At 70.2% G+C, this 23,276-nt stretch carries 26 protein-coding genes and 1 tRNA gene; 9 read left to right on the forward strand and 18 right to left on the reverse strand.

Annotated features, from left to right (window positions below):
• The first annotated feature begins 92 nt into the window (after window positions 1–92).
• Window positions 93–1,082 carry a helix-turn-helix transcriptional regulator gene (locus QF034_RS14930; protein WP_307175431.1) on the forward strand — a complete coding sequence of 330 codons (990 nt, stop codon included), beginning with the start codon at window positions 93–95 and terminating at the stop codon, window positions 1,080–1,082.
• A gap of 203 nt (window positions 1,083–1,285) precedes the next feature.
• On the opposite strand, the gene QF034_RS14935 is transcribed toward QF034_RS14930, so the two are convergent.
• The 5 genes from QF034_RS14935 to QF034_RS14955 all read right to left on the reverse strand — a co-directional run bounded on the left by QF034_RS14935 (window position 1,286) and on the right by QF034_RS14955 (window position 4,430).
• Complete coding sequence (locus QF034_RS14935) at window positions 1,286–1,792, reverse strand: DUF6624 domain-containing protein (protein WP_307175432.1); 507 nt, start codon at window positions 1,790–1,792, stop codon at window positions 1,286–1,288.
• A 152-nt stretch (window positions 1,793–1,944) separates the two neighbouring features.
• Window positions 1,945–2,331, reverse strand: coding sequence for a VOC family protein (locus QF034_RS14940; protein WP_307175433.1), 387 nt, complete (start codon window positions 2,329–2,331; stop codon window positions 1,945–1,947).
• A gap of 143 nt (window positions 2,332–2,474) precedes the next feature.
• Window positions 2,475–3,272: an alpha/beta fold hydrolase gene (locus QF034_RS14945; RefSeq protein WP_307175434.1), complete on the reverse strand. Its 798-nt coding sequence runs from the start codon at window positions 3,270–3,272 to the stop codon at window positions 2,475–2,477.
• Between the two features lie 88 nt (window positions 3,273–3,360).
• The gene (locus QF034_RS14950; protein WP_307175435.1) at window positions 3,361–3,858 is read right to left on the reverse strand and encodes a DUF2267 domain-containing protein; all 498 of its coding nucleotides are present in this window, start codon (window positions 3,856–3,858) and stop codon (window positions 3,361–3,363) included.
• Window positions 3,859–4,007: 149 nt separating this feature from the next.
• Window positions 4,008–4,430 (reverse strand): Hsp20/alpha crystallin family protein, encoded by a 423-nt coding sequence (locus QF034_RS14955; RefSeq protein WP_208641719.1) that lies wholly within the window; start codon window positions 4,428–4,430, stop codon window positions 4,008–4,010.
• A 234-nt stretch (window positions 4,431–4,664) separates the two neighbouring features.
• On the opposite strand from QF034_RS14955, the gene QF034_RS14960 reads away from it, so the two are divergent.
• Together QF034_RS14960 and QF034_RS14965 are read left to right on the forward strand one after the other, a co-directional pair.
• A complete protein-coding gene (locus tag QF034_RS14960) occupies window positions 4,665–4,967 on the forward strand; it encodes a hypothetical protein (protein WP_020272524.1) in 303 nt (100 codons plus the stop codon).
• A 308-nt stretch (window positions 4,968–5,275) separates the two neighbouring features.
• Window positions 5,276–6,724, forward strand: a complete 1,449-nt coding sequence (locus QF034_RS14965) for an alginate lyase family protein (RefSeq protein ID WP_307179880.1) — start codon at window positions 5,276–5,278, stop codon at window positions 6,722–6,724.
• 173 nt (window positions 6,725–6,897) lie between these two features.
• On the opposite strand, the gene QF034_RS14970 is transcribed toward QF034_RS14965, so the two are convergent.
• Both QF034_RS14970 and QF034_RS14975 read right to left on the reverse strand, forming a co-directional pair.
• Window positions 6,898–8,415 (reverse strand): MFS transporter, encoded by a 1,518-nt coding sequence (locus tag QF034_RS14970; RefSeq protein WP_307175436.1) that lies wholly within the window; start codon window positions 8,413–8,415, stop codon window positions 6,898–6,900.
• Between the two features lie 106 nt (window positions 8,416–8,521).
• On the reverse strand, window positions 8,522–9,862 hold the full coding sequence (locus tag QF034_RS14975) for a DUF445 domain-containing protein (protein WP_370880800.1): 1,341 nt from the start codon (window positions 9,860–9,862) through the stop codon (window positions 8,522–8,524).
• Between the two features lie 195 nt (window positions 9,863–10,057).
• Between QF034_RS14975 and QF034_RS14980 the strand changes: the two genes are divergently transcribed.
• Complete coding sequence (locus QF034_RS14980; RefSeq protein WP_307175438.1) at window positions 10,058–11,392, forward strand: SGNH/GDSL hydrolase family protein; 1,335 nt, start codon at window positions 10,058–10,060, stop codon at window positions 11,390–11,392.
• A gap of 43 nt (window positions 11,393–11,435) precedes the next feature.
• Here QF034_RS14980 and QF034_RS14985 read toward each other — a convergent pair whose 3' ends face one another.
• Genes QF034_RS14985 through QF034_RS15000 form a run of 4 tightly spaced genes read right to left on the reverse strand, consistent with a single transcriptional unit; the run spans window position 11,436 to window position 14,759 of the window.
• Window positions 11,436–12,110 (reverse strand): DUF1707 SHOCT-like domain-containing protein, encoded by a 675-nt coding sequence (locus QF034_RS14985; RefSeq protein ID WP_307175439.1) that lies wholly within the window; start codon window positions 12,108–12,110, stop codon window positions 11,436–11,438.
• A 33-nt stretch (window positions 12,111–12,143) separates the two neighbouring features.
• On the reverse strand, window positions 12,144–13,139 hold the full coding sequence (locus tag QF034_RS14990) for an ABC transporter ATP-binding protein (RefSeq protein ID WP_307175440.1): 996 nt from the start codon (window positions 13,137–13,139) through the stop codon (window positions 12,144–12,146).
• 5 nt (window positions 13,140–13,144) lie between these two features.
• Window positions 13,145–13,966, reverse strand: coding sequence for an ABC transporter permease (locus QF034_RS14995; RefSeq protein ID WP_307175441.1), 822 nt, complete (start codon window positions 13,964–13,966; stop codon window positions 13,145–13,147).
• Window positions 13,959–14,759 (reverse strand): ABC transporter permease, encoded by an 801-nt coding sequence (locus QF034_RS15000; protein ID WP_307179881.1) that lies wholly within the window; start codon window positions 14,757–14,759, stop codon window positions 13,959–13,961. The genes QF034_RS14995 and QF034_RS15000 overlap by 8 nt, the downstream gene beginning before the upstream one ends.
• 479 nt (window positions 14,760–15,238) lie before the next feature.
• Between QF034_RS15000 and QF034_RS15005 the strand changes: the two genes are divergently transcribed.
• Window positions 15,239–17,641 carry a transglycosylase domain-containing protein gene (locus QF034_RS15005; protein ID WP_307175442.1) on the forward strand — a complete coding sequence of 801 codons (2,403 nt, stop codon included), beginning with the start codon at window positions 15,239–15,241 and terminating at the stop codon, window positions 17,639–17,641.
• Window positions 17,642–17,646: 5 nt separating this feature from the next.
• Here QF034_RS15005 and QF034_RS15010 read toward each other — a convergent pair whose 3' ends face one another.
• From QF034_RS15010 to QF034_RS15020, 3 genes are read right to left on the reverse strand one after another with little or no spacing between them, the layout of a single operon-like run.
• Window positions 17,647–17,946, reverse strand: coding sequence for a DMT family transporter (locus QF034_RS15010; RefSeq protein ID WP_307175443.1), 300 nt, complete (start codon window positions 17,944–17,946; stop codon window positions 17,647–17,649).
• Window positions 17,947–17,987: 41 nt separating this feature from the next.
• The gene (locus QF034_RS15015; RefSeq protein ID WP_010040015.1) at window positions 17,988–18,344 is read right to left on the reverse strand and encodes a GroES family chaperonin; all 357 of its coding nucleotides are present in this window, start codon (window positions 18,342–18,344) and stop codon (window positions 17,988–17,990) included.
• 44 nt (window positions 18,345–18,388) lie between these two features.
• A complete protein-coding gene (locus QF034_RS15020; protein ID WP_307175444.1) occupies window positions 18,389–18,718 on the reverse strand; it encodes a DUF3618 domain-containing protein in 330 nt (109 codons plus the stop codon).
• A gap of 95 nt (window positions 18,719–18,813) precedes the next feature.
• On the opposite strand from QF034_RS15020, the gene bcp reads away from it, so the two are divergent.
• From bcp to QF034_RS15040, 4 genes are all read left to right on the forward strand, one after another.
• Window positions 18,814–19,281, forward strand: coding sequence for a thioredoxin-dependent thiol peroxidase (gene bcp, locus QF034_RS15025; RefSeq protein WP_037669081.1), 468 nt, complete (start codon window positions 18,814–18,816; stop codon window positions 19,279–19,281).
• A 149-nt stretch (window positions 19,282–19,430) separates the two neighbouring features.
• Window positions 19,431–20,075, forward strand: coding sequence for an HNH endonuclease signature motif containing protein (locus tag QF034_RS15030; RefSeq protein ID WP_307175445.1), 645 nt, complete (start codon window positions 19,431–19,433; stop codon window positions 20,073–20,075).
• A complete protein-coding gene (locus QF034_RS15035; RefSeq protein ID WP_307175446.1) occupies window positions 20,072–20,566 on the forward strand; it encodes an HNH endonuclease signature motif containing protein in 495 nt (164 codons plus the stop codon). Before QF034_RS15030 ends, QF034_RS15035 begins: the two co-directional genes overlap by 4 nt.
• A gap of 16 nt (window positions 20,567–20,582) precedes the next feature.
• A tRNA-Leu gene (locus QF034_RS15040) sits at window positions 20,583–20,655 on the forward strand.
• A 50-nt stretch (window positions 20,656–20,705) separates the two neighbouring features.
• Here the strand turns inward: QF034_RS15040 and rdgB are convergent.
• The 4 genes from rdgB to QF034_RS15060 form a co-directional block, all read right to left on the reverse strand.
• Window positions 20,706–21,308 (reverse strand): RdgB/HAM1 family non-canonical purine NTP pyrophosphatase, encoded by a 603-nt coding sequence (rdgB, locus tag QF034_RS15045; RefSeq protein ID WP_307175447.1) that lies wholly within the window; start codon window positions 21,306–21,308, stop codon window positions 20,706–20,708.
• Window positions 21,309–21,435: 127 nt separating this feature from the next.
• Window positions 21,436–21,834, reverse strand: coding sequence for a hypothetical protein (locus tag QF034_RS15050; protein WP_307175448.1), 399 nt, complete (start codon window positions 21,832–21,834; stop codon window positions 21,436–21,438).
• A 142-nt stretch (window positions 21,835–21,976) separates the two neighbouring features.
• Entirely contained in the window at window positions 21,977–22,714 is a 738-nt protein-coding gene (gene rph, locus QF034_RS15055) for a ribonuclease PH (protein ID WP_307175449.1), read from the reverse strand.
• A gap of 113 nt (window positions 22,715–22,827) precedes the next feature.
• Window positions 22,828–23,061, reverse strand: a complete 234-nt coding sequence (locus QF034_RS15060; protein ID WP_086562173.1) for a PTS sugar transporter subunit IIB — start codon at window positions 23,059–23,061, stop codon at window positions 22,828–22,830.
• Window positions 23,062–23,276: the final 215 nt, after the last annotated feature.

Consider the following 23,276-nt stretch of genomic DNA (forward strand, 5'->3'; position numbering starts at 1 on the left):
GGAATCTCCTTGGCTGTGCTGGAGGCGTGCACGTCGCAGGCTAGGAGAAATAGTGGACAGAATCGGTCCTCTATTCGCGTTAGGCTGCGAACATGCCACGACCCACCGGCCGCGTGCTGACACTCCTGGAGCTACTGCAGTCGGGCGGCACCCGGACTGTGGCCGAGCTCGCCGACCGTCTCGGCGTCGAAGGGCGCACTGTGCGGCGGTATGTGGACCAGCTGATCGAGCTGGACGTGCCCGTGGAGTCGGTGCGCGGCCGCTACGGCGGGTACCGGCTGGCTCCCGGGTACCGCTTGCCTCCGCTCATGCTCAGCGACGACGAGGCGCTGGCCGTGCTGCTCGGCCTGGTCGCCGGCCGCCGGGCAGGGCTGACGACGACGGAGCGCACGGCAAGCGAGACGGCGTCAGCGAAGATCCGGCGGGTGCTGCCCAAGCACATCGCTCGCCGGCTCGACACACTCCTGGAAGCTCTCGCCTTCACGGAACAGCCCGGAGAGTTCGACACCCCGGACGCCGGGCTCCTGCTCACCATCGCCGATGCGGTGCGCCACCGCCGACCGGTCTCGATCCGCTACACCGACCGCGACGGACGGCGCAGCGAACGCACACTGCACGCGTACGGGATCGTCGCCCATGCGGGCCGGTGGTACGTGACGGGCAAGGACGCCCAGGTCGGCGAGGACCGAACCTTCCGGCTCGATCGCATCGCAGCCGCGAGGGCCCTGCCCGGCTCATTCGAAATGCCCGTGGGTCCCGGTCCGGCACAGCGCGTGTTGTCAGGATTCGCCACGGCCGAGTACCGGCATGAGGTGACCTTGCGGATCCACGGGACAGTTGAGCAGATCCGCGCGTACCTCCCCGCCAGCGTCGCGAGCCTGGAGGAGCACGAGCCCGCGGCCGGCCAGGACCCGGCGGCCGAGCACTGGCTGCGCGTCGAGCTACGGGCGCAGCAGCTCGACTGGTTGCCTCGGATACTCGCCTCACTCGACCGGCCGTTCGTCATCGAGCGCCCCGATGAACTACGCGACCTCGTCATCGCGCTCGCCGATCGCCTCACGTCCTACGCCCGCCAAGCCTGACAGCGAGGAACCAATGTCATGAGACGGCACAGCTAGTTGGCCAGGTAGCACTCACGGCCGCCCGGTTCTTCCGAGGTTGACGGTTCCGGGGGTGGGGCGGCGGGGGCGGTGGGGATAGGGCGCCGGGCCGTCGCCGGGTCGCCGGTGAGTGGGCGGGCCGGTTGGGCGCGGATGGGGCGTCGGAGTTCAGGACGCGACCGGCGTCAGGTCATCGAGAACTTGGCAACGTATTCGTCGAAGGGCTCGATGCCCACCTCCGCGCGGAGTTCGTCCATGCGCTCGGGCTCCTCGCAGGGCCACGGGATCGGTGACCCGTCCTTCACGCCGGCGATCTGTGTCCCGTAGAGCTGTTTGCGGCCCTCGTTGACCAGCGTGCGGTCTCGGAGGAAGGCCAGTTCGCGGGGGCCGGCCGAGCCTGCCGACACCGCCTGCTGCATGAGGTGGAGGGCGCGGCGCTGGACGTCGAGTTGGCGGTCGGCGTGCTGGGCGATCAGCCATGCTGCGCGGGCGGCCTCCTCGCCGACCAGGTCCGCCGTCGGCCAGCCGTACTCGTCCATGATCTCGCTGAGCCGGTCACCGTGCCGTGCGGTCAGCCGGCGCCATGCCAGCTGCTCGGCGGGGTCATCGCTGTTCGCGTGGACCGAGGACTGGTGATCGGCCGCAGCCATGGCCGTGAGTTCCTCCGCCAGCGCGGCAACGTCGTGCGCCACTCTCAACTCCCGTTTCGGTGAGGGGTGTTGTGCCTGTCCCCCGCAAGCCTAGGGGCGCATATCGGGTGTAAAGATCATTCTGGAGAACGGTGACAGGGGCCTCCGCGGGCCGCGATAATGGATCTATCCCCCGGAGCCAGTGCGTCCTGACGTCAGTCCTCCACCCGATCCCGTTCCCCCCGTTCGACGCAGAACTCGTTGCCCTCGGGGTCGGCCATGACGACCCAGCCTCTGCCGTTCGGGAGGGTGCGGTCCGTCAGGATGCGGGCGCCGAGGGTTACGGCGCGTTCTACCTCCTCGGAACGGGTTCGGCCTGTTGGCCGGAGGTCGAAGTGGATGCGGTTCTTGGTTGTTTTGCCTTCCTCGACGCTGACGAAGAGGAGGCCGGGGGCGCCGTTCGGGAGCTCGATCAGCACCTCGGGATCGCCGGGCTTGTCCTCGTCGGAGATCGGGTGGCCGAGCAACTCCGACCAGAAGCAGGCCAGTTCGTAGGGCTCTCCCGTGCAGTCGAAGGTGATGTGACGGATGGTGGGGTTCAACGGTCGTCTCCCTCAGTCCGGTTGGGCGCGCCGGTGCGTCGGTGCGCCACCGCAGGATGGGCGGGGAGACGGGGTCCTGTCGAACTGTTTGGTGTCCTCTGGAGGGTTTTCGCTGCCGCCCGGGTGAGGGTCGGGGTTCGGGGTCAGGCGATGAAGGTCCTGATCGCTTCGTAGAGGCGGTCCGGCTGGTCCAGGTGGACGTCGTGGGCCGCGTCGGGGATGCGGGTGTGGTGGGCGTGCGGGCGGTGGGTGAGCATCTCCGCCGGTTCGTCGGGGCGCATCGTGCCGTGTTCGCCCTGGATGAGGAGGGTGGGGCAGGTGATGCGGGACCATTCGGGCCAGTAGGCCGTGGTCGCCAGTTCGGCGATCGTTTCGATGATCGTGGTGCGGTCCCATCTCGGGTGCCAGCCGTCTTCTCGTTTCTCCAGGCTCCTCGCCCAGGCCTCGTGGCCCAGGAACGCCTCCGCCTCGTCGAAGGACTTGAAGGGGATCGGCCAGCTGTCCAGCCAGGTCGCGATCTGCGCGGGGAGGTCCGGGGACGGGCCGGCCGGGCCCGCTTCGATCAGGATCAGGGACTTCACCAGGTGGGGGTGGGCCGCGGCCAGGAGCAGGGCCGTGTGGCCGCCGAGGGACTGGCCCAGGAGAGTGACGGGGGCCAGGTCCAGTTCCTCGATCAGGGCTATGGCGTCCTGGACGTGGGCCGCGCGAGTCGTGGTCGCCGGGGTGCGGGTGCTGGCGCCGTGGCCTCGGGCGTCGTAGGTCACCACGCGGTGGCCGTCGGCCGACAGTTGCGCGGCGAGGGTGTCCCACTCGCCCTGGTGGCCTGCCAGGCCGTGCAGGAGGAGGAACGTGGCCGTGGGTTCCCCAGGGGGGTGGTGATCCCTGTGGGCGAGGTGCGTGCCGTCGGGGGTGGTGAGGGTCTCGGACCTCGTACGGGTCAAGTGCCGGCTCCTGTCGGTGGCTTGGCCGCCTGACCGACGGCCACCTTCCGTCCGTCCAAGAGGTGGCCGTCGTGCGCGGTTCAGGAGCCTACGACGCCGGACTCAGGTCCGCTCGGCCGAACAGGAGGGCGTAGCCGGAGGGAAGCTGGGCCAGGATGCGGGTGATCAGGTCGTCGCCGACCAGGGGCGGCAGCACGCTCAGGACCGAGCTGACGTCCCAGCGGGCCGTGGCGGGGGTCGCTCCCTCGATACGGGCCGCGACGGAGTCGACGAACTCGGCGGCGGTCAGCCGGCGCGTGGCCGGGATCTGGGAGGCGACGACCCTGGCGGCCTCCTCGGGCAGGGCGCGGGCGAGGTCGACCCGTTCGTCGCCGATCACATGACCGCCGAGGGCGGACAGGACGATACGGGTGACTCGCTCCGCCTCCGGCCTGGTGGGGTACTGGCCCGATTCCCGTACCGCTTCGATCAGTCGGGTCCAGGCGTTGTCGTCGCCTTGGGTGGGGTGGGTGCGCTGCGGAGCGGGGATCAGGGTCTTCGGCGTCGTGAGAGCAGTCGTCACACTGGGCACCGTCGTCACGCTCATGTGTGGGTCTTCCTCCGGATCCGGTGCTGCGTCGCGCCGCCGGGGTGGGGCTCCGGCGGCGCGGGTGGGGGTTGGGTTGGGGGGGGCGGGCTGTCCCGTGGGTGGGACGCCCTCGGGACAGCCCTCGTGGGTACGTGAGTGCCGTGCCGTCAGCCGCTGAGCTGCTTGGGCTTGTCGCCGCCCGTGATCTGGATGCGGCGCGGCTTGGCCTGCTCGGCCACCGGGATGCGCAGGGTCAGGACGCCGGCCTCGTACGAGGCGTCGATGCGCTCCGTGTCCAGCGTGTCGCCGAGGAAGAGCTGGCGCGTGAAGGTGCCGGTGGGCCGTTCGGCGACGAGCAGTTCCGCGTCCTCGGGGGCGGGGGACCTGCGTTCGGCTCGGACGTTCAGGACGTTGCGTTCGACGTCCAGCTCGATCGTCTCGGGGTCGATGCCGGGGAGGTCGAAGTGGACGAAGAACTCGTCCCCGGAGCGGTAGGCATCCATCGCCATCGCCGACGGGCGCGTGGCGGGGCCCAAGACCTGCTGGGTGAGCCGGTCGAGTTCACGGAAGGGGTCCGTGCGCATGAGCATCACTGGTCACTCCTCTCTTCAGGCGCTGCCGCTGCGATGCCCTACGTTCTTCGCCTTCTTATATAACTCGGAGCGGGAAACTTGACAAGCCTCGACTCATGTTCGTGTGGCCTGTGGCCTGTGGGAACGCGCCTTCGTGCGCCCCGGCGCGTGCGCCCCCGACCTGGGGAGTTAGCCTCGGTGATCGCGAGCGGGGCAGGAGCAGCAGGAGCAGAGCAGAAGCAGGAGGCAGGGATGGCGAAGGTTCCCAGTGCGGTGATCGCCGCGAGCGGGCTCGTGGGCGGGTACGGCGTCGCCCGCTGGACTCGGCAGCGGCCGCTCGGCGGGGCCGTGCTCGCCGTCGCCGGGGCCGCGGCCGCGCGGCAGTGGCGGCAGCAGGCCGGTGGGGTGGCCGCGGGGGCGTTGTCGGCCGCGTATGTCGCCGCCTTCGCCGGGTCTCATCCGCTGGCCAAGAAGGTGGGTGCCTGGCCTGCCGTGTTCGGGGTGGCGGGGGCCGTGGCCGTCGCGTCCTGGGTGGTCGCCGACCGGCGCGGTTGAGTACGACCGGCGCGGTTGAGCAGCGCGCACAGCGAAGAACCCCGGCCCTGAAACCAGGGCCGGGGTTCTCGTCTGGAGCGCCGGGCAGGCCTTGCACCTGCATCTCCCCGCAGGAAGCGGGACGTCTTTCCTTGGACCACCAACGCATCGTCCGTCTGCCGGAGTTCCGGCGAGCGGGCGCAGATCAACTATAGCGCAGTTTTTGTTATCGCCTTCGCCGTCCGGCCGTCTCCTCACCGTCCCCCGCAGGAACGCGACTTACGACGTTGAGGTACGACAACGTGACACGACAGATCAGCCGCCGGAGCATGTTGAGGGCCGCGGGCACGGCAGCCGGAGCCGCCGGCATCGGTGTCGTCGGCGCCGGGGTCGCTACGAGCGCGCTCGCGAGCCCGGCCGTCGCCGCCGGCTCCGCTTTCGCCCACCCCGGGCTGCTGCACACCCGTACCGACCTGGACCGTATGGCGGCCAAGGTGAAGGCGGGTGCCAGACCCTATACGGCCGGGTTCGCCAAGCTCACCGCCAACCGGCACGCGCAGAGCGGCTGGCGGGCCAATCCGCAGGCCACGGTGTACCGGGGAGCGGGTTCGCCCCAGAACTACGCGGTGCTCTACAACGACATCCACGCCGCCTACCAGAACGCCCTGCGGTACCACGTCAGCGGCGAGACCGCGCATGCCGACACCGCGGTGGCGATCCTCAACGCCTGGTCGGGGAAGCTGACGTCGATCCAGGGCTCGGCCGACCGGTTCCTGGCCGCCGGGCTGTACGGCTACCAGTTCGCCAACGCCGCCGAACTCGTGCGCGATCACGGTGACTTCGAGCTCGGGCGGGCGCAGGAGGTGATGCGGAACGTGTTCCATCCGGTCAGCGACAGTTTCCTGCGCGATCACAACGGTGCCGTCGTCACCAACTACTGGCCCAACTGGGATCTGACGGCCATCGCCTGTGTGCTCGCCACGGGCATCTTCTGCGACGACCGTGCCGTGGTCGACCGGGCCGTCGAGTACTTCAAGCACGGGGACGGCATGGGGTCCGTCAGGCACGCCATTCCCGTCGTGCACGAGGACGGGCTGGCCGAGTGGGTCGAGTCGGGGCGGGACCAGGGGCATGCGCTGCTCGGGGTCGGGCTGATGGGCACGGTCTGCGAGATGGCTTGGAACCAGGGCATCGATCTCTACGGCTATGACGACAGCCGCTTCCTCAAGGGGGCGCAGTACGTGGCGAAGTGGAGCCTGGGCGGGGATGTGCCGTATACGGCCAACACGCGGAGGAAGGGGGCGATCGGGGGGTGGTCGGGGAGTGAGACCGCGGCCGAGGCCGCGGGTGTGGATCCGGCCATGACGCGTCCCATCTGGGCGATGATCGCCAATCACTACACCAAGCGGCGGGGGTTGTCGGCGTCGTATGTGACGCGTGCGGCCGTCAAGGCTGCGCCTGAGGGTGGGGGTGGGGATTACGGGCCCAACAGTGGGGGTTACGACCAGCTTGGTTTTGGGACGCTGGCGTTTACTCGGGATCCGGGTCCGGTGGAGGTGACGCCGAGTGTGAGTCCGTCTGGGGCTGCCTCCGGTGGGGATGCGCGGCCGCAGGGGGCCGTGAGCGACTCGGCCTCGCCTACCGCGGGGCGTGACCTGGCTGCTACCGGGGCCGAGGACATGGTCGGCTGGGCCGCCGCGGCGGGGGTTTCCGCTGTCGCGGGTGGGTTGCTGTTGCTGCGGCGGCGGGATCGGGTGCGGCGGGGTGGGGCTGAGTAGCCTCTGGTGCGTTGGGAGGGCGCCGGCGGTGTGGCCCGGGCGCGGGTGGGGCAGCTCGCCCGCGCTGGCGGGGTGCCGCTGCGCCCACCCGTGCCGCCCTGGGGGTACCTCCCAGGCCCTTGAGGCACTGGGGGAGGCACGACTGCCCGCAGCTAAGCCGGCTGCCCAGGGCCCTACGCCGTCGCCGTCCTCGACCCCGTCGAGCCGGAGGCAGCGGTGGAGTCGCTGTCTGCCTTGCCCTCCATCGCCGTCAACGGCGTGGCGATGTCCTCCAGCGAACGCCGTTCCGCCCGCACCGCGAGGAGCGCTGCCGCCAGGCCCGCCAGGCACATCAGGGTCGCGCCGATCTGGAAGGCGAGGACCGTGTCGCCGACCTTGCCCGTGCCGGTGAGGTCGGCGAAGAGGAGCGGGCCGCTGATGCCGCCGGCTGCCGTGCCGATGGCGTAGAAGAAGGCGATGGACATGGCGCGGGTCTCCATCGGGAAGACCTCGGAGACCGTCAGGTAGGCGCTGGACGCGCCCGCCGAGGCGAAGAACAGCACCGCGCACCAGCAGGCGGTCAGCGTGGTCGCGCTGAGCGAGCCCAGGTCGAAGAGCCAGGCCGTGCCGAAGAGGAGCAGGCCGGACAGCAGGTACGTGCCGGAGATCATCACGCGGCGGCCGACCGTGTCGAAGAGCTTGCCCAGGAGCAGCGGTCCGCAGAAGTTGCCGAGCGCGATGACCGCGAAGTAGTAGCCGGTGCTGCCGCTCGGGACGTCGAAGAACGTCGTCAGGATCGCGCCGAAGCCGAAGGTGATGGCGTTGTAGAGGAAGGCCTGGCCGATGAAGAGGGAGAAGCCGAGGATGGCGCGGCGGCGGTAGTCGGAGAAGACCGTGCGGCCGATCTCCAGGAAGGAGACGCTGCGGCGCTGGTGGATGGTGATCTCGCCCTCCGCGCGCGGCAGCGGCTCGCCCTGCTCCTGCTCGATCCTGCGCTCGATCGAGGAGACGATGCGTTCCGCTTCGTCGTCGCGGCCGTGGATCAGCAGCCAGCGGGGGCTCTCCGGGACGTGCCGGCGGACCAGCAGGATCACCAGGGCCAGGACCGCGCCGAGTGCGAACGTGAGGCGCCAGCCGACGTTCGCCGCGAAGAGGTCCGTGTCCAGCGCGACGATCGAGAGGAGGGAGCCGCCGACCGCGCCCAGCCAGAAGCTGCCGTTGATCATCAGGTCGACGCGGCCGCGGTACTCCTTGGGGATCAGTTCGTCGATCGCGGAGTTGATGGCCGCGTACTCGCCGCCGATGCCGAAGCCGGTGAGGAAGCGGAAGAGCAGGAACCACCAGGTGTCGAAGGCGATCGCGGTCAGGGCAGTGGCGCCGAGGTAGACCGCCAGCGTGATCATGAAAAGTTTTTTACGGCCCCACTTGTCGGTCAGCCGGCCCCAGAAGAGCGCGCCGGAGCAGGCGCCCGCCACGTACAGGGCGGCCGCCAGGCCGGTGACCTCGGCGGAGGTGATGGGCAGGCCGCTGCCGGGTTCCGACAGGCGGCTGGCGATGTTGCCTACGACGGTGACTTCGAGACCGTCGAGGATCCACACGGTGCCGAGTCCGATGACGATCGTCCAGTGCCAGCGTGACCACGGGAGGCGGTCGAGGCGGGCGGGGATGTCGGTGGTCACGGTTCGGCCGGTCCCGGCCTGTGCGGTGGTCATGGGCTCCCTCCTCATCGAGAAGAACCCGGGCCGAGTGCCCTGAGCCGCTTTGCTTACGCCCTGACACCTGACGCCACCCGCGCGTCACGCCCCGCCGGGCACCCCGTCACGCCCCGAGCGCGTGCGACACCGTGTAGATCAGCAGGCCGGCCAGCGAACCGACCACCGTGCCGTTGATCCGGATGAACTGCAGGTCGCGGCCGATGTTCGCCTCGATCTTCCGCGTGGTGTGCTCGGCGTCCCAGCTCGCCACCGTGTCCGTGATCAGGGAGGTGATCTCCTTGCGGTAGGTGGTGACGACGTAGACGGCCGCGTCCTCCACCCACTTGTCGACCTTGTCCTGCACCTTGCGCTCGCCCGCCATCCGGGATCCGAGCGACAGCAGGGAGGCCCGTACGCGCAGCCGCAGTTCGCTGCGCTCGTCCTCCGCCGCCGCGACGATCATGGACCGTACGGCCGTCCAGGCGCTGGCGATGAGGTCCTGGACCTCGCCGCGGCCCAGCACCTCGCCCTTGAGGCGCTCGACGCGGGCGCGGGTGTCGGTGTCGGACTGGAGGTCGGAGGCGAAGTCGGTGAGGAAGCGGTCGAGGGCGCCGCGCGCGGGGTGGGCGGGCATGTCGCGCATCTCCGTGGCGAAGCGCAGGAGTTCCTTGTAGACGCGCTCGCCGACCTTGCGGTCGACGAACCTCGGCGTCCAGCCGGGGGCGCCGCCCTCCACGGCGTCCATGACCTCGTCGCGGTGCAGCACCAGCCAGTCGTGCGCGCGGGTGACGACGAGGTCGACGATCCGTTTGTGGCCGCCGTCGGCGACGATTTTCTCCAGCATCTTGCCGATGCCGGGCCCGATCTCCTGGGCGTTGGCGCGGCGCGTGATGGCCTCGCCGACGACGGCCTGGACGTCGGAGTCGCGCAGGACCGTCAGGGCGCCGCGCAGGGCGGTGGACAGCTCCGCCGTGACCCGGTCGGCGTGTTCGGGGACGGCGAGCCAGGCGCCGAGACGGCTGCCGATGCCGACGGCGCGCAGCCGCTGCCGTACGACGTCCTCGGAGAGGAAGTTCTCCCCGACGAACTCGCCGAGGGTGACGCCGAGCTGGTCCTTCTTGGTGGGGATGATCGCGGTGTGCGGGATGGGGATGCCGAGGGGGTGGCGGAAGAGGGCGGTGACGGCGAACCAGTCGGCGAGCGCGCCGACCATGCCCGCCTCGGAGGCCGCGGCGACATAGCTCGCCCAGGGGCCCGCGCCGGAGTTCTGGGCCCACTTGGCGAGGATGTAGACCACGGCCACGAACAGCAGGAGCCCGGTGGCGGTGAGTTTCATGCGGCGTACGCCACGCTGCTTCTCCTCGTCCGCGGGGCTGAAGGTGGCCATCGCACGGTTCGTGGCGACGCCGGGGCGGGCATGCTGCCCTCCGACGCCGCCCTTTTCTTCTACTTTCGTCCGTTCCATCCGCTCCACCCGCTTGGTGATCCCGCACACATTGTCCCTTCCTGACCGACTCCTGGAACGGAACAGGAGTTCCCGGCGTCTGTCGGGAGGGGGTAATGCCACGGGGTCCGTGTGAGCTTCCCCCGGCCCATGACGCATCATGGGCATATCAGATCGGAGCCTTGGGCTCCCATCGCCCGAGGAGAACTACACAGCATGACCCGGGGTCGTGGTTACGCCCTATTGGCCGTCGTTGTCGCAGCGATCGTGGCCCTTTCCACCGCCATATACGTCGGGGTGGCGTCCGACAGAGGTACGCCGGCGCGCAACGCTCTCGCCGACGACCGCCTCCCGAACAACTCCGCCGCCCCCGCCTCCACCGGCACCTGGGTCGGCACCTGGTCCGCTTCTCCGGCCGCGGCCGAGCCGGGCACGGAGACGACCGGCATGGCGGACCGCTCGGTGCGCAACGTCGTCCACACCAGCGTCGGCGGTACGAGTGCCCGCGTGACGCTGTCCAATCTCTACGGCCAGGCGCCGCTGAGCATCACGCGCGCCTCGATCGCCGTCGCCGCCGGGAGCGGCACAGCCGCCGCGCTCTCGGACACCCTGCGGCAGCTGACCTTCAACGGCGGGCCGGCGGTCGTCATCCCGCCCGGCCGGCAGGTGATGAGCGACGCCGTGCGCATCGTCATCCCGCGCGACGCGGACGTCCTGATCACCACGTACACGCCGACCAGCTCCGGCTCGGTGACGTACCACCGGCACGCCCGGCAGATCTCCTACGTCGCCCAGGGCGACCACACCGCTGACGCGACGGGCGCGCCGTACACCGAGCAGAGCATGTACTGGCGTTACCTGACCGCGCTGGACGTGCTGAGCAACGAGTCCGACGGGACGGTCGTCGTCCTCGGCGACTCGATCACCGACGGGATCACCTCCTCCGCCGGTGCCAACAACCGGTGGACCGACGTCCTGTCCGACAGGCTACGCGCGGAGATCGCCGCCGGGCGGGACCTGCCCCGCTACAGCGTCGTCAACCAGGGCATCAGCGGGAACCGGGTCCTCACGGACGGGCTGGGCCGGCCGGCGGACAACCCCAGCGGGCTGAACCGCTTCGCGCGGGACGTGCTGGAGCGGACGAACGCCAAGGTCGTCGTCATCGACCTCGGGGTCAACGACATCCTGCGCAATCCGCGGCTCGCGGATCCGAACGCGGTGCTCGGCGGGCTGCGCACGATGGTCGGGCAGGCGCATGCGCGGGGGCTGAAGGTCGTGGGGGCGACGCTGATGCCGTTCGGCGGGCACCGGGGGTACTCGGAGGCTCGGGAAGCCGTGCGGCAGCAGATCAACGCGGAGATTCGTGCGGGGCGGGTGTTCGACGCGGTGGTCGACTTCGACAAGGGGCTGCGTGATCCTTACGACCCGCGGCGGCTGCGGGCCGAGTACGACTCGGGGGACCATCTGCATCCCAGTGACGCGGGGTATGCGCGGATGGCCGAGGTGTTCGATCTGGAGAGCCTGAAGGGGTCTGTGCCGGCGGAGCTGTAGAGCTGAGGTCGGCTGGTGCCGCACGACTGTCCGCAGGCGGCGGCTAGCCGTCCAGCTGGCGGCGGCGTTGCTCGCGGAGGCGTTGTTTCTCCGCACGGGTCAGCTTTCGCTGGACCCCGACGCCGCCCCAGAAGGCGAAGCCGGTGATGACGACGCGGGGTGCGCCGGGGGCGCGGGGGACGCCCTCCTCCCGGTGGTCGAAGCCGCCCATGATGCCGATGCCGCGGACGACGACCTCGACGCCGGGCGGGACGATGACCTCCACCCCGCCCATGATCGCGATCGCGTTGATCTCGACCTCGCGGTCCGCGAAGTTCGCCTCGCGCAGGTCGATCTCCCCGCCGCCGCAGAGGGCGAGGCAGGTGAACCGGCGGGGCATCGTCCAGCGCCCCTTGCGCTGGAAGCCGGACATCACCGCCACGGCCCACGGCGAGGAACCCTCCCCGCCGACGATCCGCCCGGACCAGTGCGAGCCGTCCGGGCCGGCGGCGGGCTCCTTGGTCAGTGACACGGAAGGCGCCGTGACGCCCGCGGCCGGCAGGTCCCGGGTGATCGGCGCCAGTTCGCCGTAGGTCCGCGCCTGATACGTCGCGTCCAGCCGCTCCTCGAACTCCGCCATGTCGAGACGGCCCTCCGCGAGGGCGTCCCGCAGGATCTCGGCGACCCGTTCACGGTCGGCGTCGGAGGCGCGGAGGTCCGGGACTGAGTCGTCGGTCATACACAGCAGATTACGAGTTCACCCCGCCGGGGGCTACGAGATCGCCCGCTCGGCCTGTTCCGCGTACATCTTCGCGATCACCGCCTCGATGTCCGGCTCCCGCACCGACAGGTCCACCAGCGGGTACTCCGCCGCGATCCGCGCGACGAGCGGTGCCGCGGACTGAGCCGCCGGGAACGCCAGCCACTGGCGCGGACCGTCCACCCGGACGACCCGGGCGGGCGCCGGGGCGTCGATCGGCGGCAGTTCCCGCTCCAGGTCCACCACCAGCGTCCGCTCGCTCTCCCCCGCCTCGTGCAGCCCGGCGAGCGGGCCGTCGTACATCAGGCACCCGTGGTCGATGACCATCACCCGCTTGCACAACTGCTCGATGTCCTGGAGGTCGTGCGTGGTCAGCAGCACCGTGGTGCCGTGCTCGGCGTTCAACTCCCGCAGGAACTCCCGCACCTTGGACTTGGAGACGACGTCGAGGCCGATGGTCGGCTCGTCGAGGTACAGCACCTCCGGGTCGTGCAGCAGTGCCGCCGCGATGTCGCCGCGCATCCGCTGCCCGAGCGAGAGCTGCCGTACCGGCACGTCCAGCAGGTCGCCCAGGTCGAGGAGTTCGACCAGACGGTCGAGGTTCTCGCGGTAACGGGCGTCCGGGATCCGGTACATGCGGTGCATCAGCCGGTAGGAGTCGACCAGCGGCAGGTCCCACCACAGCGTCGTACGCTGCCCGAACACCACGCCGATGCGGTGCGCGAGCCGGGTGCGTTCGCGGGAGGGGTCGATGCCGGCGACCCGGAGCCGGCCGGCGCTCGGGGTGAGGATGCCGGTCAGCATCTTGATCGTGGTCGACTTGCCGGCGCCGTTGGGGCCGATGTAGCCGACCATCTCGCCGCGGTCCACCCGGAAGGAGATCGAGTCGACGGCCCGGACCTGGCGCCGTTCCCGCTTCATGAAGCCGGTCTTCTTGCGCACGTCGAAGACCTTCTCGACGCCGTCGAGTTCGATGAACCCGCCGTCCACACCGTCCACGCTGTCCAACGCCGTCAACTCCCTGTACTCCGGTAGGAACGAAGCCCCACCCGCCACGCCATCCCCGCCAGCACACAGCAGGCCACCGCCACCAGCGGCGACGCGAAGGCCGCCCCCTGGGGCAGCTCGATCGGGTACGGGCGGCCCAGCACGTAGGCGGCGGGGACCCAGTTGACGAAGGCGAGCGGCAGCATGAAGGTCACGCCGCGCACCAGGTCCTTCCCGAACACGCTCGGCGGATACTGCAGCAGCGTGGTCCCGCCGTACGTGAACGCGTTCTGCACCTCGGCGGCGTCCTGGGCGAAGATCTGGAAGGCCGCGCCCGCCACGAACACCGCCGAGAAGATCGCCGCGCCGCTGACCACCATCACCGGCACCAGCAGCGCCTTGGGCGCGCTCCAGTCGACGTCGACCGAGACCAGGGCCCAGCCCAGGACCACCGCGCCCTGCGTGATCCGGCCCAGGCGGCGCAGCGCGAAGCGGTCGGCGCCGACCTGGGCGAGCACCGGCGCGGGACGCACGAGCAGGATGTCGAACGAGCCGTCGCGCATCCGGGCACCCAGGACGTCCATCGAGCCGAGCACCAGGTCGGCGATCCCGAACGCCGTCACCGACAGCCCGTACAGGAAGGCGATCTCGGGCAGTGACCAGCCGCCCAGCGAGTCGACCTGCGAGAACATCAGCAGGATCCCCACGAAGTCCAGGCCGGTCACCAGCAGGTTGCCGAACACCGTGACGACGAAGGAGGTGCGGTAGGTCATGCTGGAGCGCATCCACATCCCGGCGATCAGCCGGTAGGCCCGCAGCCCCTCCAGCAGGGCACTCCGCTCAGCCACCCTGCACCACCACCCGCCGCGTCGCGGCCGACTGCAGCAGCCGCCCCGCCGCGAGCAGTGCCACCGCCCACGCCGCCTGGAAGGCGAACGCCCCGAGCGGGTCGGTCTCCCCCATCAGCACGTCCGCCGGCATCTGGATCTGCGCCGCCCACGGCAGCACCCGCACGATGTCGCCGAGCACGCCCGGGAAGGCGTTCAGCGGCAGCACCATGCCGGAGAAGAAGATGCCCGTGATCATCAGCACCTGGTTGACGCCCATGCCGTCCATCAGCCAGAACACGCTCAGGGCCACCAGGTAGCGGAGCGCGAAGCTGACGACCGCCGCCAGCAGGAGCGTGACCACGAAGGCCGCCCAGGGGGTGACCGACGTCGGCAGCGCCATGGGGAAGAAGACCGCGCCGAACGCGAAGGGGACGACGCCCCGCCCCAGCATCTGGAACAGCGCCCGCCCCACGTCGCCCGCCAGCCACCACAGCTGCAGATCGGCCGGCCGGTACAGGTCGACGGCGATCTCGCCGGTGCGGATGCGCTCCATCAGGTCCTTCTCGGCGCCGCCGCCCTGGATGGCGAGGGTCGCGTAGAGGCACTGCCCCAGCCACACATAGGTCACGGCCTGCGCCTGGTCGTACCCTCCCAGATGCGGCTTCTCGTCCCACAGCGCCAGGTAGGTGTAGACGAGGATGACGCCGAAGGCCGTGTTGGTGAACACCCCGGCCACCGTGGCCGCCCGGTACGTCGCGTACCGCCTGAAACCCCCCGCGGCGACGGCCAGGTACAACCGTCCCGAGCCCACATCCACAGCCCTCCTCGCCGCCGGGCACCGAAGCGCAGGAGCCTAGTGGACCGGCGATCACGCGTGCCACGCATTTTCGAGGACCGGCTCAGGCGCCGCGGGGCGAGTGCGCACCGGCCCAGACGGTACGATCCGTTGCGTCAGCGTGGGCCGAGGCGCCCGTGGCCAGCGCGAGCAGCATGGCGGCGGTGCCGGCCGGGGCGGAGCGTACGAGCCGTCGCGTCCGCGGTGGTGTCCCCCTTCGGGCGAATGTCGCGCGGGCGAGATCGCGATTCGGGCAAGCGCGCGAAATGGCATGGTTCGCCCTGCACCCGCCCGCGTGCCCGCCCCGCACACGGCCCGCCCTGCCGCCCGGCTCACGACACGGCCCTCGGTCAGGGAACTGATCGCCGGATGGGACAGTCTTCATCACAGAGGCGCAGAGCGAGCAGAGACGTACGGGAACGACGTACGACGCGAAACAGGAGTCCGTGCACGACATGAGTGACGAGCCGCAGCCGCAGCAGCCGACACCGGGCTGGGCGCCGAGAGAGCCGCAGGCGGACGGCGACCCGGCCACGCCGCAGGCCACGCCTGCCGGGAAACCCAAGCGCACCGGCTGGCGCCGGATCATCCCGACCTGGCGCATGACGCTCGGCGCCTTCATCATCGTCGCCCTGCTGCTGGTCGGCGGCTTCTTCCTCGGCTACTCACTGGTGCAGATCCCTCCGGCCAACGCGCTCGCCACCAAGCAGGCCAACGTCTACCTGTACGCGGACGGCTCGGTGATCGCCCGCGACGGCGAGATCAACCGGGAGAACGTCACACTCCCGCGGATCTCCAAGGACGCCCAGCACGCGATCCTGGCCGCCGAGGACCGCGACTTCTACACCGAGTCCGCCGTCGACCCCAAGGCCATGCTCCGCGCGGCCTGGAACACGGCCCTCGGCAAGGGCAAGCAGTCCGGCTCCACGATCACGCAGCAGTACGTGAAGAACTACTACCTGCGCCAGGACCAGACCCTCACGCGCAAGGCCAAGGAATTCTTCATCGCGATCAAGCTGGACCGCGAGGTCAGCAAGGACCACATCCTCGAGGGCTACCTCAACACCAGCTACTTCGGCCGCAACGCCTACGGCATCCAGGCAGCCGCCCAGGCCTACTACGGCACGGACGCCACGGACCTCGACCCGGCCCGCGCCGCCTACCTCGCCGCGCTCGTCAACGCGCCCAGCCAGTACGACGTCGTCGCCCATCCCGAGAACCGCAAGGCCGCCGAGGCCCGCTGGAACTACGTCCTGGACGGCATGGTCAAGAAGGGCTGGCTCAGCGAGTCGAAGCGGGCCGGCATGAAGTTCCCCGTGCCGAAGGAGTCCACCCTGTCCACCGGCATGTCGGGACAGCGCGGCTACATCGTACGGACCGTCAAGGACTACCTCACCCAGAACAAGATCATCGACGAGAGGCGGCTCGACGCGGGCGGCTACCGCATCACCACGACGCTCCAGAAGCCCCGGCAGGACGCGTTCGTGAAGGCCGTCAACGACAAGCTGATGGACAAGCTGGACAAGAAGAACAACAAGGTCGACCGCTACGTCCGCGCGGGCGGCGCCTCCGTCGACCCCAAGACCGGCGAGGTCGTGGCGATGTACAACGGCGTCGACTACGTCAAGCAGTACACCCCGAACGCCACCCGCAGGGACTTCCAGGTCGGCTCCACCTTCAAGCCGTTCGTGTTCACCGCCGCCGTCGAGAACCACTCGGAGACCCAGGACGGCCGCATGATCACCCCGAACACGATCTACGACGGCACCAACAAGCGCCCCGTCCAGGGCTGGACCGGCGACCCCTACGCCCCCGAGAACGAGGACCAGCACTCCTACGGCGACATCACCGTCACCGAGGCCACCGACAGCTCCGTGAACTCGGTGTACGCGCAGATGGCGGCCGACGTCGGCCCTCCGGAGGTCAAGCAGACCGCGATCGACCTCGGCATCCCCGAGAACACCCCCGACCTCGCCGACGGCCCCGCCATCGCGCTCGGCACGGCCACCGCCAGCGTCCTCGACATGGCGGAGGCGTACGCCACGCTCGCCAACCACGGCCGGCACGGCACGTACACGATGGTCAAGAAGGTCACCAAGGAGGGCGCGCCGGTCGAGCTGCCCGAGCGGCGCACCCGGCAGGCCGTGAGCCGCGAGGCCGCCGACACCACCACCTCGATGCTGCAGAGCGTCGTCCAGAACGGCACGGCCTCCGCCGCGCAGGGCGCGGGCCGCCCCGTCGCCGGCAAGACCGGCACCGCCGAGGAGGACACGGCGGCCTGGTTCGCGGGCTACACCCCCGACCTCGCCACGGTCGTCTCCGTCATGGGCCAGGACCCGGTCACCGCCGACCACAAGTCGCTGTACGGAGCGATGGGCCTGGACCGCGTCAACGGCGGCGGGCCGCCCGCGGAGATCTGGACGCAGTTCACCCAGGACGCCCTCAAGGGCAAGCCCGTCAAGGACTTCGACCTCAGGCTCCAGCCCGGCGCCGACGTCTCCCAGGCCCCCGGCACCGAGCCCCCGGCCGACCCGACCACGGGCACCACCGACGGCGGCAGCACCTCCACCGGCGGCCAGGAGACCGGCACCGAGACGCCCGGCCAGTCCCCGAGCGCGCCCGAGGGACAGACCGAGGGCCAGACCGACGGCGGCACCACCGACGGCGGCACGGGCGGCGAGTCCCCGACCGGCGGCGGCACCGCGGACGGCGGGACCGGCGACGGCGGCACGACCGACGGCGGCACGACCGACGGCGGCACGACGGACGGCGGCGGCGACGCGACCGACGGCGGCGCGACGGGCGGCCCGACGGGCCCCGGCTGGGGCGTGGTCCCGCAGGGCACGCGCCGCGAATAGTCGGATCAGTGACCCGAGGTCGCCTTCAGCCCCACCACGGCGACCAGCAGCAGGCACACGAAGAAGATCCGGGCGGCGGTGGCCGGCTCCCCCAGCACGGCCATGCCGAACACCGCCGCCCCGGCCGCCCCGATGCCCACCCACACGCCGTAGGCGGTACCGACGGGCAGGGTCCTGGCGGCCTGGGACAGCAGCAGCATGCCGGCGACGATGCCGGCGCCGGTGAGAACGCTGGGCAGCGGGCGCGTGAACCCGTCGGTGTACTTCAGCAAAGCAGCACAGAAGGGGCCGGTGACCCTGGCCACCGGCCCCTTCTTCTTCTGCCGCTGCTCTGCTCCCGCCGGAACTACAGATACAGGCCCGTCGAGTCCTCCGAGCCCTCGAACCGGTCCGCGGCCACGGCGTGCAGATCACGCTCGCGCATGAGCACGTACGCGATACCGCGCACCTCGACCTCGGCGCGGTCCTCCGGGTCGAACAGAACCCGGTCGCCCGGCTCCACGGTCCGTACGTTCTGCCCCACCGCGACGACCTCGGCCCAGGCCAGCCGCCGGCCGACCGCCGCCGTGGCGGGGATCAGGATGCCGCCGCCGGAACGCCGCTCGCCCTCGCTGGTGTCCTGCCGCACGAGTACGCGGTCGTGCAGCATCCGGATGGGCAGCTTGTCGGGATGGGTGCTGTGCTCGTTTCTCTTGGCGCTCACGCCCTGAAACCTACCTGTCTTCCCCGTGGACGTACGCGGTCGGGTCAGCCCTTGCGCCGCCGCGTGCTGACGGCCAGCAGCCCGACCACGCCGACGACGACGAGCGCGAGGGGCACGACCCGCTCCAGCCGCGGCGCCCCGTCCTCGTCCACGAACTGGGCGCGCACGTCCGTGACGGCCCGGTTGACCTCCACGTACGCCCGCCCGAGGGTGTGATCGATATTGGACGCGACCTTGGCCTTGGCGTCCCCGACGATGGTCTTCGGGTGCACCCGCACCCCGATCTCGTCGAGGGTCTCGGCCAGGGTCGCGCGGCGGCGCCTGATGTCCGCCTCGATCTGCGCCGGGGTCCTGGTGTCCGCCGTGTCCGCCACCGTGTCGCCTCCGAAGTCGGTGTGAAGCCTGTGCCGGACAGTCTGTCAGCTCCACGGCTCATAGCACTGTCCCGACCCCCGGTTAGGCTGGTCCGATGAGCGAGCGACTCCAGCCGGGGGACGTGGCCCCCGCCTTCACCCTGCCCGACGCCGACGGCACCGAGGTGTCCCTGTCGGACCACAAGGGCCGCAAGGTCATCGTGTACTTCTACCCGGCCGCCCTCACCCCCGGCTGCACCAAGCAGGCCTGCGACTTCACGGACAACCTGGAGCTGCTGGCCGGCGCGGGCTACGAGGTGATCGGCATCTCCCCCGACAAGCCCGAGAAGCTGGCCAAGTTCCGCGACAAGGAGTCCCTGAAGGTCACGCTGCTGGCCGACCCGGACAAGCAGGTCCTGGACGCCTACGGCGCCTTCGGCGAGAAGAAGAACTACGGCAAGACCTACATGGGCGTCATCCGCTCCACGATCGTCGTGGACGAGGAGGGCAAGGTCGAGCGCGCGCTGTACAACGTCCGGGCGACGGGTCACGTGGCCAAGATCATCAAGGATCTGGGGATCTGAGTCCTCCGTCTCCGCTGTGGAACGGCTCGTACCGGGGTGGCCCGGTACGAGCCGTTCCGCATTTCGGGCGTGACTGTCCGATAAACGGTTCGTTACTCCGTGCGAGATCACGAATGGGTGGTCGAGGGATGGAGTGACGGAGGGGCGCGATGGGGGCGAGTGCGTACACCAGGGAGCGGCTGGAGGAGGCGGCTCGGGGGGCGCGGACGCTGTCGGAGGCGTTGGCGCGGTTGGGGGTGGATCCGAAGAGTTCGACGCGGCGGTATGTGCACGAGCGGATGAAGAAGCTGGGGGTGGACGTGTCACGGTTCGAGCGGGAGGGGGTGAAGTGGACGAGGGACGTCCTTGAGCGGGCCGTGGCGGCGTCGACCAACATGGGCGAGGTCCTGCGGCACCTCGGGCTGGAGGTGGTCGGGGGGCATCACACGCACATCAGCCGCAAAATCAAGGCGTACGGGATCGACACGTCGCACTTCCAGGTGACGGGGCGCGGTAAGCCTCGACGGAGGCCAGGAAATCTGCTCGTCAAGCAACCATCCGACAGCGCCCGGCGCATTGCGAGTAGTCGACTGAAACGGGCAATGCTCGGGCAGGGAGTGGAAGAACGCTGCTCCCTCTGCGGGGTCGAGGCGGTGTGGCGCGGCGAACCACTGCCGCTCGAGGTCGATCACATCGACAGCGACTGGCGCAACAACCGCATCGACAACCTGCGCTTGCTCTGCCCCAACTGCCATTCCACAACGGACAGTTACAGAGGGCGGGGCAAGGGACGCGCGAAGGAGCGTGCCTCATGAGCAGGCGGCGAGCCCGGCCCACTCCCGAGGAACTGCGCGTCGCGGTCGCCGAGTCCGTCTCCATCGCCGAGGTGCTTCGCCGCCTGGGCCGCCAGGGCAGCGGCACCCAGCGGGCGCATCTGCACCGGTGGATCGCCGAGGACCGGCTCTCTACCGAGCACTTCCTAGGCCAGGCCCACCAGCGCGGGAAGCCCCGCCCGGCCCTGGCCAGACGTCCTGAGGACATCCTGGTCAAGCACGACGGCGCGCGTCGGACCCGCACGGTCGTGCTGCGTAGGGCACTCCACGCGATGGGCGTACCTGACGAGTGCGCGAACTGCGGGGTCGGCCCCGAGTGGCTCGGCAAGCCCATGACGCTGGAGGTGGATCACATCAACGGGGACTGGAGCGACGACCGGCTGGAGAACCTGCGGTTGTTGTGTCCCAACTGCCACCCCATCACGAGGACCTGGTGTCGAGGCGGGCAGCGACGACATAATCTCGCCCAGTAGAGTAGAAATCTGTCGGGCGCCCGTACGCCAACGGCTGAGCGGCGATCTTTAGGTGGTCGTGTCTGTCGGTTCGAATCCGACCGGGCGTACACAGAGAATCAGCCCCGGGCCTTCGAGTCGAAGGCCCGGGGCTGATCTCTCAGCCGAGCAGCTCCCGCACCACCGGCACCAACGCCCGGAACGCCTTGCCCCGGTGGCTGATCGCGTTCTTCTCCTCGGGGGTCAATTCCGCGCAGGTCCGGGTCTCGCCCTCCGGCTGGAGGATCGGGTCGTAGCCGAAGCCGTTCGTGCCGGTCGGCTCGTGGCGGAGGACTCCGCGCAGTCGGCCCTCCACCACCCTCTCCGTGCCGTCGGGCAGGGCCAGTGCCGCCGCGCAGGCGAAGTGGGCTCCTCGGTGTTCTTCCGCGATGTCGGAGAGCTGGGCGAGGAGGAGGTCCAGGTTGGCCTTGTCGTCGCCGTGGCGGCCCGACCAGCGGGCGGAGAAGATGCCGGGGGCGCCGTTGAGGACGTCGACGCAGAGGCCCGAGTCGTCGGCGACGGCCGGGAGGCCCGTCGCCCGGGCCAGGGCGTGGGCCTTCAGCAGCGCGTTCTCCGCGAAGGTGACGCCGGTTTCCTTGACGTCGGGGATGTCCGGGTAGGCGTCGGCACCGACGAGTTCGTGCGGGAGGCCGGCTTCGGCGAGGATCGCCCGGAGCTCGGTGATCTTTCCGGCGTTGCGAGTGGCGAGGATCAAGCGCGTCATGGCCCCAGTATTGCGGCAGCCGCGCCCCGTCAGGGGCGCGGGGAACTGCGCGACCAGCCACCACGGCCCCGCACCCACCCACCGCCGAAACCCGGCAGACGAGCAGCCCGGCCCAGCCGGCGCAAGGTTACGGCGTGCAGACCTTGGTCAGTTCGCCCGCGGCGTCCGTGACCGGGCTGATGTCGGGCGTCTCGTCGCCGTTCTTGACCGCCGTACGGACGTTGCCGACAGCCTGGTTGAGGTCGTCGACGGCCTTGTTGACGTCCGCGTTGTCGGTCTTGTCGCCGATCTTGTCCAGGTTCTTGTCGATGGAGTCGAGGGAATCGTCGAGCTGCGTCGGGTCGTTCGCGGCGTTGTCCACGGCCTGCTGGAGTTCCGTGACGCTGTCGGCGATGGCGTCGGCGGTCTGGACGCAGTCCAGCGCCTTGTCGACGGCGGCGCAGCCGGTGGTGAGTCCGGCGGTCAGCGCGACGGCCGCCAGGGTGGCGGCGACGGCTGCGGTGCGGCGTCGGCGGCTCGCGGCCATGGAACGGTCCCTCTCGTCGGTCGGGCCGGGCGGCCCGTGTGGCTGGCCGGACGCACAGGGATGAGCCGTGCGCCCGTACTCCTTCAGACGCGAGTGTGCTCGGCGCGGTTGCCCGCGCCGAGCACCTGTCTTGGTGCGCCCTTTACTTTTCGAGGACGGTATCAAGCGCGGTGCGCTGGTGGGCGGCGAGTTCCGTGCAGCCGGCGACGGCGAGGTCGAGGAGGGCGCCCAGTTCGTCGCGGGCGAAGGGTTCGGCCTCGGCGGTGCCCTGGACCTCGACGAAGCGGCCGTCGCCGGTGCAGACGACGTTCATGTCGGTGTCGGCCTTGACGTCTTCCTCGTAGCAGAGGTCGAGGAGGGGGACGCCGCCGACGATGCCGACGGAGACGGCGCTGACGGTGCCGGTGAGGGGCTGGCGGCCGGTCTTGATCAGCTTCTTGCGCTGGGCCCAGGCGACGGCGTCCGCCAGTGCGACGTAGGCGCCCGTGATGGCCGCCGTGCGTGTGCCGCCGTCGGCCTGGAGGACGTCGCAGTCGAGGACGATGGTGTTCTCGCCGAGTGCCTTGTAGTCGACGACGGCGCGGAGCGAGCGGCCGATGAGGCGGCTGATCTCGTGGGTGCGGCCGCCGATGCGGCCCTTGACGGACTCGCGATCGCCGCGGGTGTTGGTGGCGCGGGGCAGCATGGAGTACTCGGCGGTGACCCAGCCTTCGCCGCTGCCCTTGCGCCAGCGCGGGACGCCTTCGGTGACGGAGGCGGTGCAGAGGACTTTGGTGTCGCCGAAGGAGACGAGGACGGAGCCTTCGGCGTGCTTGCTCCAGCCGCGTTCGATGGTGATCGGGCGGAGTTGCTGGGGAGTGCGGCCGTCGATTCGAGACATGCCGCTGAGCCTATCCGTACCTGCGGAAGGGGCCCCTCCCGCGGTGGGGAGGGGCCCGTACGGTCGGCCTCGGGGGTCTGTCAGGGGGTGAAGCCCGGGACGATCCCCGCGCTTCACATCAGGTCTTCGATCTCCGCGGCGATGGGGTCGGCGTCGGTGCCGATGACGACCTGGATGGCGGTGCCCATCTTGACGACGCCGTGGGCGCCGGCGGCCTTCAGGGCGGTCTCGTCGACCTTGGAGGGGTCCACGACCTCGGTCCGCAGGCGGGTGATGCAGCCTTCGACCTCTTCGATGTTGTCGATGCCGCCGAGCCCGGCAACGATCTTCTCAGCCTTGGTGGCCATGTTCGTTCTCCCTGATCGAACCGCTTTGTAGCAGTAACCCACAGTGGGCGCAACAGGTCTACACCACGAGCCCGCCTCTCCACAAAGGGGCCGGGGGCCGCGGCCTCCGGTGCGTCGCAGCGGGCGGAAATTCGCGGGTTCCACTCGTTCGGCCTACCGTGCTACAACTGGTCTACACCACTCACTGGTGGAGGTCGCGCGGTGGAGACCGCGTT

The sequence above is a fragment of the Streptomyces africanus genome (genome assembly GCF_030816955.1).
Classification (GTDB): domain Bacteria; phylum Actinomycetota; class Actinomycetes; order Streptomycetales; family Streptomycetaceae; genus Streptomyces; species Streptomyces africanus.